This is a genomic window from Streptomyces sp. NPDC048442, from assembly GCF_040651475.1.
Classification (GTDB): domain Bacteria; phylum Actinomycetota; class Actinomycetes; order Streptomycetales; family Streptomycetaceae; genus Streptomyces.
Genome location: NZ_JBEZKB010000061.1, coordinates 1 through 16,039, shown reverse-complemented (window position 1 = coordinate 16,039; position 16,039 = coordinate 1). Strand labels below are relative to the sequence as shown.

General features: G+C 68.7%; 10 protein-coding genes and 6 pseudogenes. 10 read left to right on the top strand and 6 right to left on the bottom strand.

Translation table 11 applies throughout. The features are described 5' to 3' along the window. The 3 genes and pseudogenes from AB0D18_RS40930 to AB0D18_RS40920 form a co-directional block, all read left to right on the top strand. Positions 1-145 (top strand): annotated as a pseudogene (locus tag AB0D18_RS40930) (IS5/IS1182 family transposase); the annotation flags it as partial. 426 nt (positions 146-571) lie between these two features. Further along, the gene (locus tag AB0D18_RS40925; protein ID WP_362430795.1) at positions 572-832 is read left to right on the top strand and encodes a hypothetical protein; all 261 of its coding nucleotides are present in this window, start codon (positions 572-574) and stop codon (positions 830-832) included. A gap of 760 nt (positions 833-1,592) precedes the next feature. Further along, a complete protein-coding gene (locus AB0D18_RS40920) occupies positions 1,593-3,035 on the top strand; it encodes a M48 family metalloprotease (protein WP_362430794.1) in 1,443 nt (480 codons plus the stop codon). A 19-nt stretch (positions 3,036-3,054) separates the two neighbouring features. On the opposite strand, the pseudogene AB0D18_RS40915 reads toward AB0D18_RS40920, so the two are convergent. Continuing rightward, positions 3,055-3,346 (bottom strand): annotated as a pseudogene (locus AB0D18_RS40915) (ISAzo13 family transposase); the annotation flags it as partial. A gap of 99 nt (positions 3,347-3,445) precedes the next feature. Between AB0D18_RS40915 and AB0D18_RS40910 the strand changes: the two are divergent. Together AB0D18_RS40910 and AB0D18_RS40905 are read left to right on the top strand one after the other, a co-directional pair. Continuing rightward, positions 3,446-3,583 (top strand): hypothetical protein, encoded by a 138-nt coding sequence (locus tag AB0D18_RS40910; RefSeq protein WP_362430793.1) that lies wholly within the window; start codon positions 3,446-3,448, stop codon positions 3,581-3,583. Positions 3,584-3,892: 309 nt separating this feature from the next. Next, entirely contained in the window at positions 3,893-4,024 is a 132-nt protein-coding gene (locus AB0D18_RS40905; protein ID WP_362430792.1) for a hypothetical protein, read from the top strand. A gap of 1,224 nt (positions 4,025-5,248) precedes the next feature. Here the strand turns inward: AB0D18_RS40905 and AB0D18_RS40900 are convergent. Further along, positions 5,249-6,385: a pentapeptide repeat-containing protein gene (locus tag AB0D18_RS40900; protein ID WP_362430791.1), complete on the bottom strand. Its 1,137-nt coding sequence runs from the start codon at positions 6,383-6,385 to the stop codon at positions 5,249-5,251. 868 nt (positions 6,386-7,253) lie between these two features. On the opposite strand from AB0D18_RS40900, the gene AB0D18_RS40895 reads away from it, so the two are divergent. Both AB0D18_RS40895 and AB0D18_RS40890 read left to right on the top strand, forming a co-directional pair. Further along, the gene (locus AB0D18_RS40895; protein WP_362430790.1) at positions 7,254-7,805 is read left to right on the top strand and encodes a DegT/DnrJ/EryC1/StrS family aminotransferase; all 552 of its coding nucleotides are present in this window, start codon (positions 7,254-7,256) and stop codon (positions 7,803-7,805) included. Between the two features lie 290 nt (positions 7,806-8,095). After that, positions 8,096-8,845, top strand: a complete 750-nt coding sequence (locus AB0D18_RS40890) for a VOC family protein (RefSeq protein ID WP_362430789.1) — start codon at positions 8,096-8,098, stop codon at positions 8,843-8,845. 1,557 nt (positions 8,846-10,402) lie between these two features. On the opposite strand, the gene AB0D18_RS40885 is transcribed toward AB0D18_RS40890, so the two are convergent. Then, positions 10,403-11,182, bottom strand: coding sequence for a hypothetical protein (locus tag AB0D18_RS40885; RefSeq protein WP_362430788.1), 780 nt, complete (start codon positions 11,180-11,182; stop codon positions 10,403-10,405). A gap of 836 nt (positions 11,183-12,018) precedes the next feature. On the opposite strand from AB0D18_RS40885, the pseudogene AB0D18_RS40880 reads away from it, so the two are divergent. Continuing rightward, a pseudogene (locus AB0D18_RS40880) lies at positions 12,019-12,681 on the top strand (alpha/beta fold hydrolase). Positions 12,682-12,699: 18 nt separating this feature from the next. Then, entirely contained in the window at positions 12,700-13,944 is a 1,245-nt protein-coding gene (locus tag AB0D18_RS40875; RefSeq protein WP_362430787.1) for an FAD-dependent monooxygenase, read from the top strand. 414 nt (positions 13,945-14,358) lie between these two features. Here AB0D18_RS40875 and AB0D18_RS40870 read toward each other — a convergent pair whose 3' ends face one another. Continuing rightward, positions 14,359-14,604 carry a hypothetical protein gene (locus AB0D18_RS40870; protein WP_362430786.1) on the bottom strand — a complete coding sequence of 82 codons (246 nt, stop codon included), beginning with the start codon at positions 14,602-14,604 and terminating at the stop codon, positions 14,359-14,361. Between the two features lie 72 nt (positions 14,605-14,676). Here AB0D18_RS40870 and AB0D18_RS40865 point away from each other — a divergent pair. After that, positions 14,677-14,883: pseudogene (locus AB0D18_RS40865) on the top strand (transposase); the annotation flags it as partial. Positions 14,884-15,089: 206 nt separating this feature from the next. On the opposite strand, the pseudogene AB0D18_RS40860 reads toward AB0D18_RS40865, so the two are convergent. Continuing rightward, positions 15,090-15,556: pseudogene (locus tag AB0D18_RS40860) on the bottom strand (transposase); the annotation flags it as partial. Positions 15,557-15,948: 392 nt separating this feature from the next. Further along, positions 15,949-16,039: pseudogene (locus AB0D18_RS40855) on the bottom strand (IS5/IS1182 family transposase); the annotation flags it as partial.

The window sequence follows — 16,039 nt, the reverse complement described above, 5'->3', positions numbered from 1 at the left end:
GCGGTGCATCAGCAAGTGGAAGCAGTTCCGCGCGGTCGCCAGCCGGTACGACAAACGCGACTACATCTTCAACGGCACCCTCACCGTCGCAGCGATCGTCATCTGGCTCCGCGACACCGTCCAAGAGCCATCAGAAACGCCCTAGCCTCGATCGCCGCTCGTGACGGCCCGTCGTTCCCCGGCGGGCCGTTTCCGTTGTTCGGGCTGTCGGTGCTGCTCGGTAAGAGGTCGCTTTCTCCCGTTGTTTCATCCCAGCACATGCGGTTGATGTCGATTCGCGGGGTCGCGCCAGGAGCTATTCGCTTCGCCAGTGCCGCAGGGCAGCGCGGGCGGACCCGCTCAGAAGCCCTGATTCACTTCGCGATGACGACCTGATGGCCCGCCGCCTACCCGTTCTCCTTCACGAGGTGCCGGCACGCCGGCAAACCGTTCATCTCCCGCTGCATCCCCAGCCCCAGGGACTTCTCGCTGGTGGGCAGTTCCTCGAAAACGCACGCTGAAAGTCGGCGGCCGGGACACTCCGATCTGGCTGACAGCCGTCGAGTACGCGTGGGCGCACCCCGAGGAGACGGTGTACTTCACCTCCACCAGCACCAAGGACTTCGGCGAGGGGGCTGCTTTCCCTTACCCCATGGATGAGGACCTGCGGAGGCTGGAGGACCGATTCGTGCTGCTGACCTCCGTCTGCGACATCGTCGAGCGGTTCGCCGAGCGTGCCGAAGCCGATGCAGTCTTGACGGCCGTGCGGCAGCAACGTGTCTTCGGGGAAGTAGTCTTCCGGGCCCTCGCGGACCTGTCCTCGGACTTTCTTGTGCTCGGCCGTCCCTCTTGACCACGAGGGTGCCGCCCTCGCGGCGCCCACGACGGTGCGTGCAGTCAGCTGGCGCTCCGGGCCGGCCGTGCAGTTCGTCTCGGCAAGTGACGTCAAGGCATACCGGATGGGCGACCATGTCTAGGGCATGGCCACCACGCGGTGGCGGCTGGGGGGCTCGTCAAGCTCGCTCTCCCGTTCCCGTGCGGACGCGGTGGGCTTGCCTGGGAAGTCCGCCTGCTCCTGAACATCACGCGCCCCGATTCGCTCCTCACCGTCCTGCGGACCTCACCGCCTGCCCCGCTCAAGGAAGAAGAGTGGGAGCTGCTGCCACAACCGCCCGCACCGGTCGCTCTCGGCGGTCCCTTCGACTTCGATCCCGTTCACAGCCTCAACCACCTGCTCCAGGAAAGTCAGCACGACAGCTCTGTACCGGAAGAACTCCTACTCCCACCTCTTGCGCAAAACCACAGGCGATCTGTGACTGCCTGCCACCCGCTCACACTTCGCTCTGGTCGCACGGTGGGACGGGCACCTGCCCGACCGGTGGCTCAACGACATCAGCTCCCCCTGGGGAGGCTGCGAAGTGCTGTGCACCCGGGCCTGGTACAGGAGCGGAGCTCCACAGGTAAGGGGGACGTGACGGTGGCGAGCGCGACTGGAGCCTGTGCCCAATCCCGCAGCCAGTTTCCGGCCCGTGCCGTAACCTGCCGGTCCGATGTACATCAGTGCACCGGACGCACGGGGCAGCCCTGGGGAGGGACTGCCTGAGGAGGGGCACATGGAAGCGTTGTACGACGGGGCGAGAACCGGTGGCGGTACGGCGGCGGAGGCGGGCGCGCAGGCCACGGACGCCGCCGAGCCGGCAGCCGGGGATGCGATCGCCCAAGCCAGGGACGACGCCGAGCCGAGGGCCGTCGCGGCCGTGGACCCGCACTCAGTTACTAAGCCCTGCCCGGACTGCGGGTCCACTGTGCCGGTGGACCCGCTCTACGTCGACTGGTGCGCCGCCTGCGGCTGGAACGTGGACCCCGCCGACGGGCAGCGGGACGAGTCCGCGCCCGGCCGGATCGAAGCACTGCGCCGCAGGCTCGCACACGACTACGGCGAGGAACTCTTCCGCGAGCCGCTGCCCGGCGACGGCTCCGGGGCGCGGCCCGGGCGCGGCCGCGACGCCACGCTCGCGCTGCTGATCGCCTCGGCGGTCCACGCCCTCACCCTCGCCCTGGCCGTCGGCGGGCTGCTGCTGGTGGTGCTCGGCTGGAGCACGGTGGTGCAGCCCGTGGTCGGCGTGGTGGTGCTGGCGGTCGCCTATGTGCTGCGGCCCAGGGTGGCCCGGCTGCCCAAGGACGTCCCCCTGCTCCACCGTGCGGACGCACCACGGCTGTTCGGGCTGATCGACGAGGTGGCCGAGGTCGTCGGCACCCGCAGTGTGGACGTGGTGGTGGTCGAGGCCCGCGCCAACGCCAGCGTGACCACGTACGGCCTCAAGCAGCGACGAATGCTGACTCTGGGCCTCGCCCTCTGGGAGTCCGCCACCCCGCAGCAGCGCATCGCGCTCCTGGGCCACGAGCTGGGCCACTACGCCAACGGTGACACCCGCTCCTCCATCGTCTTCGTCAACGCACTGCGCTCCCTGTCCACCTGGCTCACCATGCTCGACCGGACCGACGAGCCCGACCTCTTCGAGATGGCCGCCAACGCGCTCACCTTCCTGCCCCGCAAGGCCGCCCTGGGGCTGCTCGTCGTACTCGACCAGCTCACCCTGCGCAGCTCCCAGCGCGCCGAGTATCTGGCGGACGTGTTCGCCGCCCGCGCCGGCTCCGGCGCGGCTGCAGCCGAACTGATGGACCTCCTGCTGATGGCCGAGGTGGCCGACGGCGAGGTGCAGCGTGCCGCCGTCCGCGCGCAATCCGCCAAGCTGGGCGGCCGACGGCGCGAGCGAGCCGTGCCAGACGGGGACGAGGACCTCTGGGCGCGGGTCGCGGACCGGATGCTCGCGGTGCCCGACCGGGAGTACCAGCGGTTGCGCCGCCTCGCCGAACTGCGCGGGCACAGCGCCGACTCCACCCACCCGCCGACACATCTGCGCCGGAGGCGCCTCGTCGAGGGCGAGCAGTTCCCGGCACGGGTGGTCCGGGACGCGGCCGAGTGCGCGGCACTCGCCGAGGAACTCGCACCGGCCCGCGCCGAATGGCAGCGGCGGGTCGAGCGGGGCTACTAAGGGCCTGCCGGAAATTGACGTGCCGGGCCAGGAGGGGCTGGACTTGGTCAATGGTTCCGCGTGAGGGTGCTGCCGTTGACTCCGAAGAGGGCACGAAGGTCTCGGCCGTCGATTTCGCGTAGGTAGAGCACGGTGACCAGCACCGTGCCCAAGGTCGTCAGCTTGTCCTTGTCCCTCGGAGCACGGATTCGCTCACCCCCTCGCTGTTGAAACCGGGCCCGCTCATGTAACTCCTCAAGTGACTGCGACAGTTGGCCGACCAGTTCGTCCAGTGCAGGTTCGGGCATGCCGGTGAGTTCTGGGCTACGCAAATACCCGGTGCAGGGCTGTGGAGACGAAACACTGGTCGGCCGCGAGTCTTGGACCGCGGTGGTGGCGTCGGGCCGAAGTCGCAGGGTGGGGTGAAGAACATGAGGAAGGCCGCCAAGGTCGCGGAGGTGATCGCCGAGCGCCGTGAGGCCGGCCTCCCCGTGGGCTCGGAGGCCGGAGCCCCGACCGAGGGACGGCGCGATGCCCTGGACGACACCGATCCCTGCGGCTTCGGGTGAACTCGTGCTCCAGGGTGAGGGCTTGGGGAAGTAGGTGCAGACCTGCCGGTACGACTGGGAACAGCTGGCACTGGTTCAGCAGTACCTCCTGGAACACGCCCTCGGACTCGAACCGGCCGGGGAGGAGGAACGGCCAGTGAAACGGCGGACGCAGGACGACACATGGCGGCTCAACCTACGGGCGGCAAAAGCCTTCCACACCCGTGAGGGGCACCTGAACGTGCCCAGGAAGCACGAGGAGCAACCTGGGAGTCGCACGGTGGGCCGGGAGACGCTCAGAGCGGCGCTGACGGCGTGAAAGTGGTGAGTGTGAAGCTGAGCATGATCGTGGAGAACTTCCGCAAGCGGGCCGACAAGCTCACCGACGAACGCCGGGCCGAGCTGGACAAGCTCGGGACGCGGTGGACGAAGGGCGCTGCCAGGAGGAGTGAGAGGGGCTGACCGATGTGCCCGGTGGCCGGGGCAGGGTGACCGGCGAAGCGCACCTCGTACCGTCCTGGAACGATTCGCAGTACACCGACGACGCCGGGGTCCGCGCCACACCACCGTCCTGCCTGACTACCGCCCACAAGGTGATGCGTGCCGCTGCGGTGGGTTGAGCCACGGGAACCGCGGTCGAAGCAGCCGGGGCCGAATCACGTGGCTCGCTCAACTGCCTGGTGCTCGTCTGCCAGATGCCCAGCACGAGCGCTACCGCCATAACTACCACGGCCCACCGGCCGGGGACGCGGAGCTGTGTCCATAAGCGATCCGAACTGCCCGAGCGGTTCTCGGAGCGGCTCCTGGCCCACAGCATCAACCGGCCGAACCGGGCTGTCCATACGCCGAACTCACTCGCCTTTGAGTGGACGTCAAGTCCGATCTTCCTTGGTTCGTGATCGCTCGATCGTGGTACTGATCGATGCAGTCCGCTTCGCGGTGCGACGCCGAATTGCGTACCACACATGAGCCTCCGGGCCCACCACACGACCAGGACGACCAGGACGACGGCCCACACAGCAGGCTGCCCGACCACCCCACGCCCCGATCGCGAATACGACGTCCAGCAGCCATGGTTCGTGGCCGACGATGAGGGCGAGCACGGCCAGGAGGAGCCACGTCGAGGGGCGCATCACGGATTCCTCGCTGGTGACGCCACTCCCACAGCAAGCAGTCGTCAGGTCGCCTCGGAAATCAGCCCGCCGACCGCACGGCTGCTCGCCCGCCCCTGCTTCGCTCAGGCCGGCCCGGATGTCCCGGCCCGATGTGTCACCACCGGACCGGGGTTGAGGCACGCCCGGTGTCTCACCACCGGGTCGCGCCTTCTCCAGCCCCGGTCTGTGGCGACGCCAACAGCCGGGGCCTCGTGCTGGGTTGAGACAACGGAGAGTACTGGCGCATTGACAAGTACTCCGGGAAGATGCACCCACGGCAGGCCCGCAGAAGGAGCCGCAGTTCGTCACCTTCACCGACAATCGCCCGGCTCGCCGTCGAACTGGGCTACGCCAGGTCTCTGACGCGTCAGGGAGCCCCGCACCTCGCGGACACCGACCCCGCCTGGCCGGTGCCGCGCGAGCAGTGGATGAATGTCGGCAACGCGAGGGTAATGCCGTGGCCACCGGTCAAGGAGTACTTGGCTGATCACCCGTTTCACGGAAGGGGGCCCGACAGGCAACCACGGGGACCTCAGTGCCCCCTATTTCCCTGGCTTTCCGCGTCGCACTCTCTGATGCGCGCTTGGACGACGGGGGTGTCGGCCAACTCGCGCGGAAGCTCCGTCGTTGAGAAGATCCGGGCTGCGGCCAGTTGTTCCGGGGTCAACCCAAAAGCTGCCCAGAGCCGCGTCTCCGCCAGATTGGCTCCCCTGAGATCCACGCCGGTGAGTACAGCGCCGCTCAAGTCCGCGCCATGAAGGTTGCCCCCGCTCAAGTCCGCACCTTTCAGCTTCACCTGCCGTAGACAGGCCTGGTGCAGATTCGCGCCGCGGAGATTCGCCCCTGTCAAGAACGCCATGGTGAGGTCAGCATCGTGTAGGTTCGCGTCGCTCAGGTCGGCCTCCTCCAAGCGAGCGCCGCTGAGGTTCGCCCGGTGCAGGTTCGCACCCCTCAGCACGGCCCCCTGAAGCCGCGCCTCACCAAGTTCAGCACGGTGAAGGTTCGCCTCACTCAAATTGACCTCCCGCAAGTCCGAGACGCGCAGGTCCGTGCGGAACGCCTCAGGCCGCTCGGGTCGTCTACCGATCGCCACGAAGGCCGCCGTGACGTCGTGCGGTGGTCGCTTCGCAGAACCCACTCCCTCAACGGAATCCGCACCTGCCGCCTGCGACTCCGCGAAGTCCCTGATGTGAGCGGCAAGGACTTCGACGACGGTCTGGTGGTCCTTCTCCGAGTCGCGCATGATGCGTTCCAGCGAGTAGATCCCGCCGAGCCGTTCGGTCATGCTCGCCGAACCCAGCAGCTTGATCGCCTCGACGTACCGCTCGGTGACCTGCGCCTCGCGTGCCAGCTCCGCCAGTTCGCGGTCCTTCTCCCGGACGTGTGCAAACTGCTCCTGACTGTGCGCGTACAGCTTCTCGGCATGCCGGTGGCTGCGGTGTGTGTAGTACAGGCCCAGCCCAGCTACGACGCCCGCGCCGACAGCCACCAGCATCGTGCGGAAGCCGGTAATGACCACGCCATCCGCCGGCTGCAAGTTCGTCGTGCGCAGGTGCGCTCCGTCAATCCACCATGGGCCCCGCCACAGCAGTAGCGCGTACCCGACGATCACCAGCGCGAGTGCTACGCCGAGGAGCGTCCTCTTCATCGTCGGCTTCATGTTGCGCATCTTGTCCGCGCACCCCTTCGGGGACACCTCCAACCAGCGTTCTCAGAAGAGGATTTCAGGTTCCGTGCTGCGCTCCATCTGCGATACACGCGGACATTCCTAACAGGATTCCCTAATCGCCTCAGCACCAGATACCGAAGCCGACTCACAGCCATGAAGCCGTTGTGGAAACACGCCGCAATGCCCGCTGCCGTCACCGTGGTCGGGTACACACTCCCGCTCGCGTGAAGGTGATGCAGTTACCGTCGTCTCCCACCTGGACTCGCCGGATGAGGGTGGAGCGTGTTCTGGATCGTGTTCTCGGTGCGGCCCAGCGCGTGGGCGGCGGCTGCAACGGTTCCCGGTCCGGCGACGCATCGCGCAGGGCATCGGCACGCGCTACTGAGACTTCGTGTGCCGAGGAGCGGAGGTACTGTTACAACTCCCCTTCGACAGCGAAGCGTTCGCGCCAAGCGATCTCGTCCATCAGTCTCCGACGCTGCCTCCACCGTTGGGTTGGGGGCAAGCGGTTCGTACCCCAGGCCGGGATGGCATTCTCCTGCGTAGACCACGGTAGCGAACAACATCTCCAGAGGTAGCTGATACCAACGAGGCCGTCCTGCGCACGCACCGTCCGCGCAGAACGGCTGTTCGGAGGCCGGGCCGTCGACCTGACGGGCACTCAGGACGTCCTGAACGCGCGGGACATCACCGTGTACGAAGACGCCGCGCGCGCCTTTGGCTCCTACACCGGGAGCCGGCGGAACGGCGGAACGGCGGGACAGGTATCCTCACCTGCTTCGGCTTCGGCCCCATCAAGAACCTGACATGCATCGAGGGCGGGGCGCTCGCCCCGCGCACCACCGACGAGGCCTGCACACTCTGGTAGATGCGCACCCTGGGCATCGCCCTGTCGCAGGCGGCCAGACCACCACGACCTGCACCGTCGGCGGTTTCGGCCTCCGCGCCACCCTGTCATCCGTCCATGCGGCGGTCGGCACCGCCCAGTTGGCACAGTTCCCCCGCCCTCGCCGCACGGCGCCAAGAACTGTGGCGGACGTATTCTGCCGCCCTGCGCGGGCTCGACGGCGTCGCCCCTGACGGACGTCGATGTGGAGCGCTCGGTGCCTTCACCTGCGTCGTGCGGGTGCCGTCCCGCGACACGGCCCATCGGATACTCCGCGACCAGGGGATCGGAGTCGGCGTGCACTACCCGCCGAACCACCTCCAGCCCGCCTTCGCCCCCTGGCACCGGAGTCTGCCCGTCACCGAGCGGATCGGGCGGGAAATCCTGAGCCTGCCGTTCCACCCTGCCCTCACCAACGCCGACGTGCGCCACGTCGCCGGACGGTTCGACGAGGCACTGGCGTCCCCTGCACCGGACACCTGCACCAGACATCTACGGAAAGGGCGTCCTGATGTCCCAAGTGGCGTTGGCTAGGCGCATCTTGACGGCCTGTCTGGGGAACTACTACCGCTCCGCGCTCGCCGCATTCCTCGCGCAGTTGGGTACTTCCGCGGACGCCAGGTCGGCGGGAGTCCGCGACAAGTGCGCGGGCCAGGGACTGTCCGATGGGTCAAGCCAGATGCCAGTCTCCACCCCAACCCATCACCACAACGCCAGGTTTCGTCGGCCTCCTCCTGGGCCTTCTGCTACCGGCTTCCGACACTGCGGCGAGGCACACTGTCGGTGGCGTGATCCCCGCCCAAGGAACTCTCCAGGAGCGTGAAATGCAGCCCGAATCACCGGAGTTCGACCACCTTCTGCACTGCGTCCCCGATGTTGAGTCGGCCACCGAGGCGTACACGGCGGCCGGCCTTCCAGCGCACGCCAACCCGCCGTATCTGGGCTTCCGGAACGGCGCCTGGCGGCTCGACGCCCGCTATGTCGAGATCCTCACCGTGGTGGACCGCGCCGAGTTCACCAACTCGCCCTTCGGCCAGGCCATGACCGCCTGGATGCCGCACGTCGACGCGCTGCTCGCCGCGGGCGGAGGCGCACTCAATTTCGCCACGCACGTGACGGACGTGAACGCCACCACGGAACGGCTCCGCCGCGCCGGGCACAAGGTGGACCTGCATGTATTCGCCCGTGAAGGCTCACCGGTGTCGTTCACCGAAGCCGTGCTGCAGGGTGCCCCCGCATGGGCCCCCTTCTTCATCACGTACACCCCGGACCGACAGGTCGTACTCGACCGGTACAGCGCGGGGCGGGTCGCGCGCGGGCCGCACGACCTGGCCGGTTTCGTCATCGAAACACCTGAACCGGCAGCATCCGCCGCGTGGTTGGGCGAGATCCTCGGCATCCCGGCCGACCGGGCGAGGAACGTGGTGCCGTTGCCTGGCGGGGAAGTGCACTTCACGCCCGGCCCAGCCGACGCGATCACCACGCTGCTACTGGCCGAGGGGGCTGCGCCCTCGACATCCGTCGCGGGCTTGGATCTCCGCCCCCTGAGCGCTGTTCCGCCGGACGAGCCCTAACCCACGCACCCGGTCATGGTGGAGACAGCCACTGAACGGGGCTCACCGAGGTGTTCACAGGTCAGCCCAACCCTAAGAGTGCGTCAGGATTATCGAGGGCGGCGCAGACCGCCACCCGAGCGCGGATCAGCAGCACACCTCACACGAGTTCTCGCTCCACGTGGTGGAGGTAGCTGTACGGGTGGTCCTTTAGCGTCGCCGAACTTCGAGCGGTACAGGGAAGCGTCCAGGAAGGATTCTCGCGGGCGAGGCGGCCCAGCGGCCAACTCGCGGAGCTCCTCCATCAGGACCCGGAACGCCGCGCTGCCAGCGGCGCCGAAGTGGCGGTCCGCCCAGCGTGCGTCCCACGAAGAACCGAGCGAGAGCGGGTGGTAGAGGCCCTTGTCCTGGAGTTCATGCAACTCCGGCGACACCGCCCCCGCGTAGACGTCGGGCGATCGCGGCACCACGGAGGCAAGGCCGTCCCAATACAGCAGCGCCTGGTGGACGATCTCCTGGGGAGGCTGAACCAGCGGATAGTAGAGCAGCGTGGGCATCGGGTCCTCTCCCCCTCGAACTCGCCTGTTCCACAAGGCGATTCACCGTAGCGGACCGTCATTGAACACCACCGCGGGCTCCCCTAGGACACATGGCCGGTGTTCCCGACCTGTCACCTGTCCTTCGCCGTACGGACGAGGCCCGCCCGCTACGGAGCGACAGCCGACAGCACCACGTCCACCAGCCGCTCCGCCGTGGGTGCGGGCCCGCTCCGCGATGCGCTGACGCCGCTCCGCGTCGGTGAGCAAGGGCGCCAGGGCAAGCACGTCGGGCAGTTCGGCAGCCATGAAGTCGGTGAGGTAGGAGCGGGCCGCCTGCTCGGCGGGGAGCGCCGCCGCCTGCCGACGCAGGTGCGCGAGGTGAGCGGGCCCGCAATCCCAGCGTCCGCCATAGCGGTCTGCACGAGGACGACACGGCCCTTCGTCAGTCACGTCAGCAGCAGACGAGCACCACTTGCAGTACCAACCGCCAGGCCACCGGGCTTGCGCCACTGACGCTCGAATGAACGATGCCCAACTGACCCCCCCCCCCCCCCCGCAGACCACCACGTAGTGGACGGATTGCTGAAGGCGTTGGCGGAGGCATCGTCGGCTTCGTGGGTAGGGCGTGCGCAGGCCGGGAGTGCGTTCGCTTCGTTCGCCGGGGTTCTTGAGGCTGCGGAGGCGCTGGTGGAGGTGGGGCCGGCAGCCTCGGTAGAGGTGCTTGCGCGGGCGGTGGCCGGGGCCGGCGGCAGTCTCGGCGACTGGATGCCGGCAGGGGTGCCCGATGCGCTCGCGGGGAGTGCCGGGATGCCGGACTTCCTGGCCTTGTGCGAAGGGCTGCTCCAAGCCACGGAAGCAGCCGTTCGTCAGGGCGCTGCAGAAATCCTGGAGTGGCCACAGAGAACAGGGGGTTGAGGCGAATGTCCGCTGGGGTCTTGTGTGTCTCCCCTGGTCGGGGAGACGACGATGTCCTACGTGGGCTTCGGTATGGCGCAAATGCCGGCGTCCAGGCCCCGTGGCGATCCCTGTAGTCCCCCGCTCAGCCTTCCGAACCGGTCTCTGTCGCTCCGTGTGCCGCAACAAGGGCTCGCTGCCGGACTTCGCCGAACAACTGGATCGTGGTGGCGGCCAGGACGTCATCCCTGCCGATGGTCCGCCCGTCGCCCGTGCGGGTGGACAGGGCCAGGACAGACTCCGGCACGGACGGGCGCGTGTCAGCGGGAACGCCCGGCATCATCAGGGTGACCGTGCCGAACCGCTTGATCCCGCCCTCCCGCACGACCATGGCCGCGTCCCGCGCGAGGTCCGTCAGGAACACGCTCGCGAGCCCGTCCAATTCGCGGACCATCGCCGGGACAGCTGTCACGCCCCGGTTGCGCAGCAGCTTCCTGACCCCGCCCTCGAACCTGTGCGCGCCCACCACGGCACTCGGCTTGCGCGACCTGCTGCGCTTGGGAGCGTGTACGGCGACGCCCTCGGCGCCGTACACGTTGCCGGTCAGCCCCTTGAACGTAGGGCTGTGGTCGTACCACCCGCCTCCCACCTCCAGTTCGACGTCCCGGTCGATGGCTGTCACGAGGTCCCTGGGCAGCAGCTTCTTTCGGGCCTCCTCCTCCGCCGCGCGCCGCGCGCCGTCAATGATGTCCGTCAGCACTGTCCGCGTCACGGACGCGGCAGCCCGCGCGGCCGACCGCGAGACGTGCAGCGGGGTGACATCCCTGAACACCGCCTTGACGAGAGAAGGCTTGAACGAGGGAACGTCCAGGCCCGCGGCGGACGTGGAACCGGTGTGCGCGGGGCGTAGGGGATGTGCGGGCATCGGAAAAGGCGCTCCTGCTGTCGGTACGTTTCCGGGGCCCGCTTCGCCGCGGACCCACTCTCTTGCGCCATCCTCCGTCAACGCCGCGGCCGAACAAAGGTCTGACGGACACCGACGGACAGGAGGAGCGGAGGCGGGCATCGGACGCTGCTGACGGGCTGTGAGAACAGCGGCTCCTCGGCATAGCCCTCGCTGTCCGCACCGTTGCGGCATTGTCCGGTGAAGGCGGTGTTGCCGTACGCGCGAGGGCAGCGGCTGGGTGGGCGTCAGTTCCCGTGCGATGCGGTCGCGGTGCGCTCCCGGGGGCGGGGGCGGGCGTTCGCTTTGCTGGACGGGATCGGCGATACCGGGCGGGTGCGGGAGTGGACGCGGGCCCAGGCCCGGTTGCTGGCGGCCGGCGGTCTCGACCACGGGGAGGCGTACGACGCGCTCTGCGGGCTTTGCACTGGTTGTGCGCGGGCGAAGCCCGGCGTCCGGGTGCCCCGGAGGTGGGGGTGGTCGCGGTCCTGGTGGTGTGGGTGCCGGGCAGGGCGGTCACGCTCGCCTGGTACGGGCGAGTACCCGCTGTCGCTGGGGCAGGGGAACCCGCGCTGGGGCAGGGGAACCCGAGACCTCGCGTACCGACTCAATCACGGCGTGGGCGCGACGAGACCGACGAGCTGGCCGCCACCCCGCCCACGAGACCGTGCGCGGTCACCACCGTTGAGCGTCTGGGCATGCGACGTCCCACGCAGCCGCACCATGTAGGAGAGTCTGCACCGTCCCGTGCCAGTCGGGTCGGCTGAGGGGAACATTTATCCAATCCGCTGGCGGGGCCCGGCGGCGACAGTGGGTTCATGACTGTTTCTGACGGCGGACCGCACGTGAACGGCGGCGCCGAGGCCACCAAGAGTTCGACCCTGCCACTGGACGACGGGACATCCACGTGTGTCAGGACGGCCCCTGCGACGCCCCGCACTCCTGCTCATCCACGGGTCCGCATCCTCGACCCGCTCGTGGGACTCACTGGTTCCGATGCTGACCGGATCTCACTGCGTCATCCGGATCGACCTGCTCGGGCACGGCCGGTCGGCCAAACCGGCCGATCGCAGCTATGCGCTCCCGGGCCAGGCACACCGGGTCAACGTGGCACTGGACCGACTCGGCGTCGAGCATGCCGTGGTCGTGGGCCATTCCAGCGGCGGCGTGGTCACCACCGCCCTTGCCGAACAGCGACCCGACCTGGTGACCGCGCTCGCGCTCATCAACACCGGCCCCAGCCTGGACGCCTTCATCGCACCGCAGTCCGCCCCCATCGGACCTTCGCAGTGGCTGCCGCCGACAAGGAGATCCGCCGGTTCGCGAGCACCGGTTTCTGCCGCGCCGACTACCGCGTCGGTCCGGGCTCGAAAGTCGAGTTACTGCCCAGTCTCGGACACACACCCGTACTCGAGGATCCCCCACGGTCCGCAACTCCCCTGCCGGCCTTCACCACGATCCACGCCGTGCGGGTGGACTGAATGACAAGGAGGGGTGTCATGCGGATTCTCGTCTCCGGCGCCAGTGTCGCCGGCCCGGTGCTGGCGTACTGGCTCACCCAACACGGCTTCTGCGTCACGGTGGTTGAGCGCGCGCCGCCTCTGCGCAAGACCGGCGGCCACGCGGTCGACCTGTTCCGGCCCGCGATGAACATCTCGGAGAAGATGGGTGTGCTACCGCGCATCGAGGAGCGGGCCACCGGCACCAACCGGATGACCGTCCACCGGGAACAGGCACGGCGTCCCGTCCGCGTGGGCCTCTCCAAGATCTTCAGTGCCGCTTCCGACCGGCACGTCGAGGTCATGCGTGACGACCTGAGCGAGATCTACTACGACGCCGCGCGCGACGACGTCGAGTACATCTTCGACGACTCGATCACCGCGATCTCACCTGATGGCGAGGTGCGGTTCGAGAACACCGCGCCGCGCCGCTTCGACCTCGTCGTCGGCGCGGACGGGCTGCACTCCCACGTGCGCCGCCTCGTCTTCGGAGAGGAGTCCCGCTTCAGCGCCTTCGCCGGGGCGTACTTCGGGGTGCTGACCCTGCCGAACTTCTCCGGGCTCGATGGCGAGCTCGTCATCCATGTCGGCGTCGGCCGCACTGCCGGCATCTACGGCGCGCGGCACCTCGGGGACGCGCGGGCGTTGTTCCTGTTCCGCAGTGAGCGCGAGCTCGACTACCACCACCACGAAGTGCCCCGGCAGAAGGAGCTGCTGCGCGGTGCGTTCGGCGGCATGCACCCTGACGTGGACCGCTGGCTCGGCGAGCTCGACCGCACCCCGGCGTTCTACTTCGACTCGATCACCCAGATCCGCATGGACACCTGGTCGCGGGGACGGGTAACGCTCGTCGGCGACGCGGGCTACTGCCCCGGCCCGGCCGTCGGCGGCAGCACCAGCCTGGCAGTCGTCGGCGCGTACGTCCTCGCCGGGGAGCTGGCACGGGCGGGCGGTGACCACGAGCGCGCCTTCCCCGCCTACGAGCGCGCGATGGCGGAGCACGTGCGCGGCAGCCGCACGGCCGCGCTCAGCGCGGCGAAGACCCTGATCCCCACCTCACACCTCGGTGTGCGGGGACTGACCCACGGTGCTCGCCTGATCTCCGCCCTGCCCGCGGGGCCCAGCCGAGCCCTCCTCCGCCTCACCACCAAGAGCACACGCCTCTACAACTCCATGACCGTCGACGACTACCTGCCGTCGCCCACCGCATCACGAGGCCGGATCGGCCTCACGGGCGACTCCTGAGGCAGGCTCGGGGTGGAGTGAACGCCACACCGTGATTTCTCCGGGCCTCAACGATTTCTCGGGCCTCAACGAAGCTCCACCGGCCCGCGAAGTCAGTTGCACACTGATCTCTCATTCGGAGGCTCAGCCGGACCGTTGGGTCGAGCCATGTACTCACGGTTGACAGACCGGGCAGCGTCGAGGTCTTCCTGGCACTCTTCGAGGTGGCAGCACAGTTCGACCGTCTCTTGCTCCAACTCAGTTGTGTGGGAATGGAGTTGGTCGATACTTGGCGCCGAACTACCCAGTCCGGCCTCGCGTCAGATCTTCTCGCCGAGGACTGCGGACAGCCGTTCACGCAGCAGACGGTTCTCCTCCGCCAAGCGGGTGTTTCGATCCTGCGCGTTGACGAGGTCGGCCATCGGCGGGGGCGGCTCACGGTCTCCGGGCCGGGAGGAAGCGGCTCCGCCGCCCGTTTCTGGATAATGCCGAGGAGGTCGCGGTGGCGGTGACGGTGACGGTGGATGAGGTGCGGTCGACGCCTGCTCGCCGGGCGATGCCGGAGACGTTGATCTCGTCCTGTGCCTGGACCGCGGCATCCAGGGCCTTGAGTGCGCGTTCTCGGCGGCGGGCGGTGACCGTGCGGCGGGCCTGCACGATTCCCGCGGTTTGCGCGGTCACGGTCGTTCCCGTCGAAGGTCGGGGGAAGTCTGCCGGACGTGAGGCATGCCCAGGGACACGACGCGGCGGCCAGTGATCGCGGCGCATACCCAGCTCCGTCTCACCCGCGAGGCCGCCGCCGACCTCCGCCGCCCGTGGGAGAAGCCCACCGAGCCCGCCCCGGCCCTCGTCCGCCGGGGGTTCAGAAACCTCCGCCCTCACCTGCGCAGTCCGGCCCGTGCACCCAAACCATCAACACCCCGCCCAGGACGACCACTTGGCTCGGAGAACCGGCGACCCACTGCTTCGCCCGGAATTGGCATCGTTTCACGGGCGTACGGCGGTCCGCGGCGGAGAGCTACCGCGTACCGCCTGAGGCTGTTCGGGAGTCGCCTGCTCACGCCATTCCACAGAGCGAGTACCGCGCAGCGCCTCCCACAACCACACGAGAATCGGCACCAGCGGGCATCCTTCGGCCGGCTCCGGGGTGGGCATGTGAGGGTGCTTCAGGCTCCTCGCCAGGTTGGTGTGGATTCGTGGGTGGGGCGGCGGGTCATGAGGGCGATCATCGCGATGCAGATCATGGCGGTGGAGCGGGCGGGGAGGGCTTCGCCATCGCGGGCCAGGCGGCGGTGGTGCATGAGCCGGCCCAGCGTGTGCTCGACCACCCACCTCCGGGGAAGGATGATGAACCCCTTGGTGCCGGGGGTGCGTCGGGCGACTTCGAGGTCGATACCGAGGCGGGCGGCGCGTGGCCGACGAGGTATTCGCGGTAGCTGCGGTCGGCCCAGCCCTTGCGGATGCCGGGGTGGTCGGCGGCGATGCGGTGGAGGAGATGTTCGCCGGCGACGGAGTCCTGGGTACTGGCGGCGGTGACCAGCACCGTCGGCATCAGACCGGTCGTGTCGATGTTAATGCTCCGCTTGCGGGCGACGATCCTCTTGCCCACGTCAGCACCCTGCTCGCGGGCGGGGTATGGCTGCGCGGCCTCTGGCCGGAAGGTGATCGGCTTGTGGCGCTCCGCCGCACGAGGCCACGTGGAAGCCGAACATCCGGGCGTCGCCCTCGCCCTGCCGTATGCAGGCCACAGCCCGCTCGCTCGTCGAGGCCGGCCCGGAAGGACGCGTCGGCGCCCTGGCCTGCGTCGGCGGTCACCACCGCGGGCCGCAGCCCGCTGACGGCCCACTCGTCGAGCACGTCCCACGCCGGTCCGCAGCCCCCCGGCAGCACGCCGTGGGGAAGCCGACCGGAAGGGACAAAAGGGGCGTGGCCCGCTGCGTATCACGCAGCGGGCCACGCCGTCCCGCTCAGTCGGTCACGCGGATCCTGCTTAGTGCGTCACGCGGATCCTGCTTAGAAGCCATCTCATTTGGCGACTCGGCGGTAGCAGATGAGGGTGCAGGCGATGCTGGCGAAGGCGAGGAAATGGGCGGCCTTGCGTTCGTAGCGGCGGTGG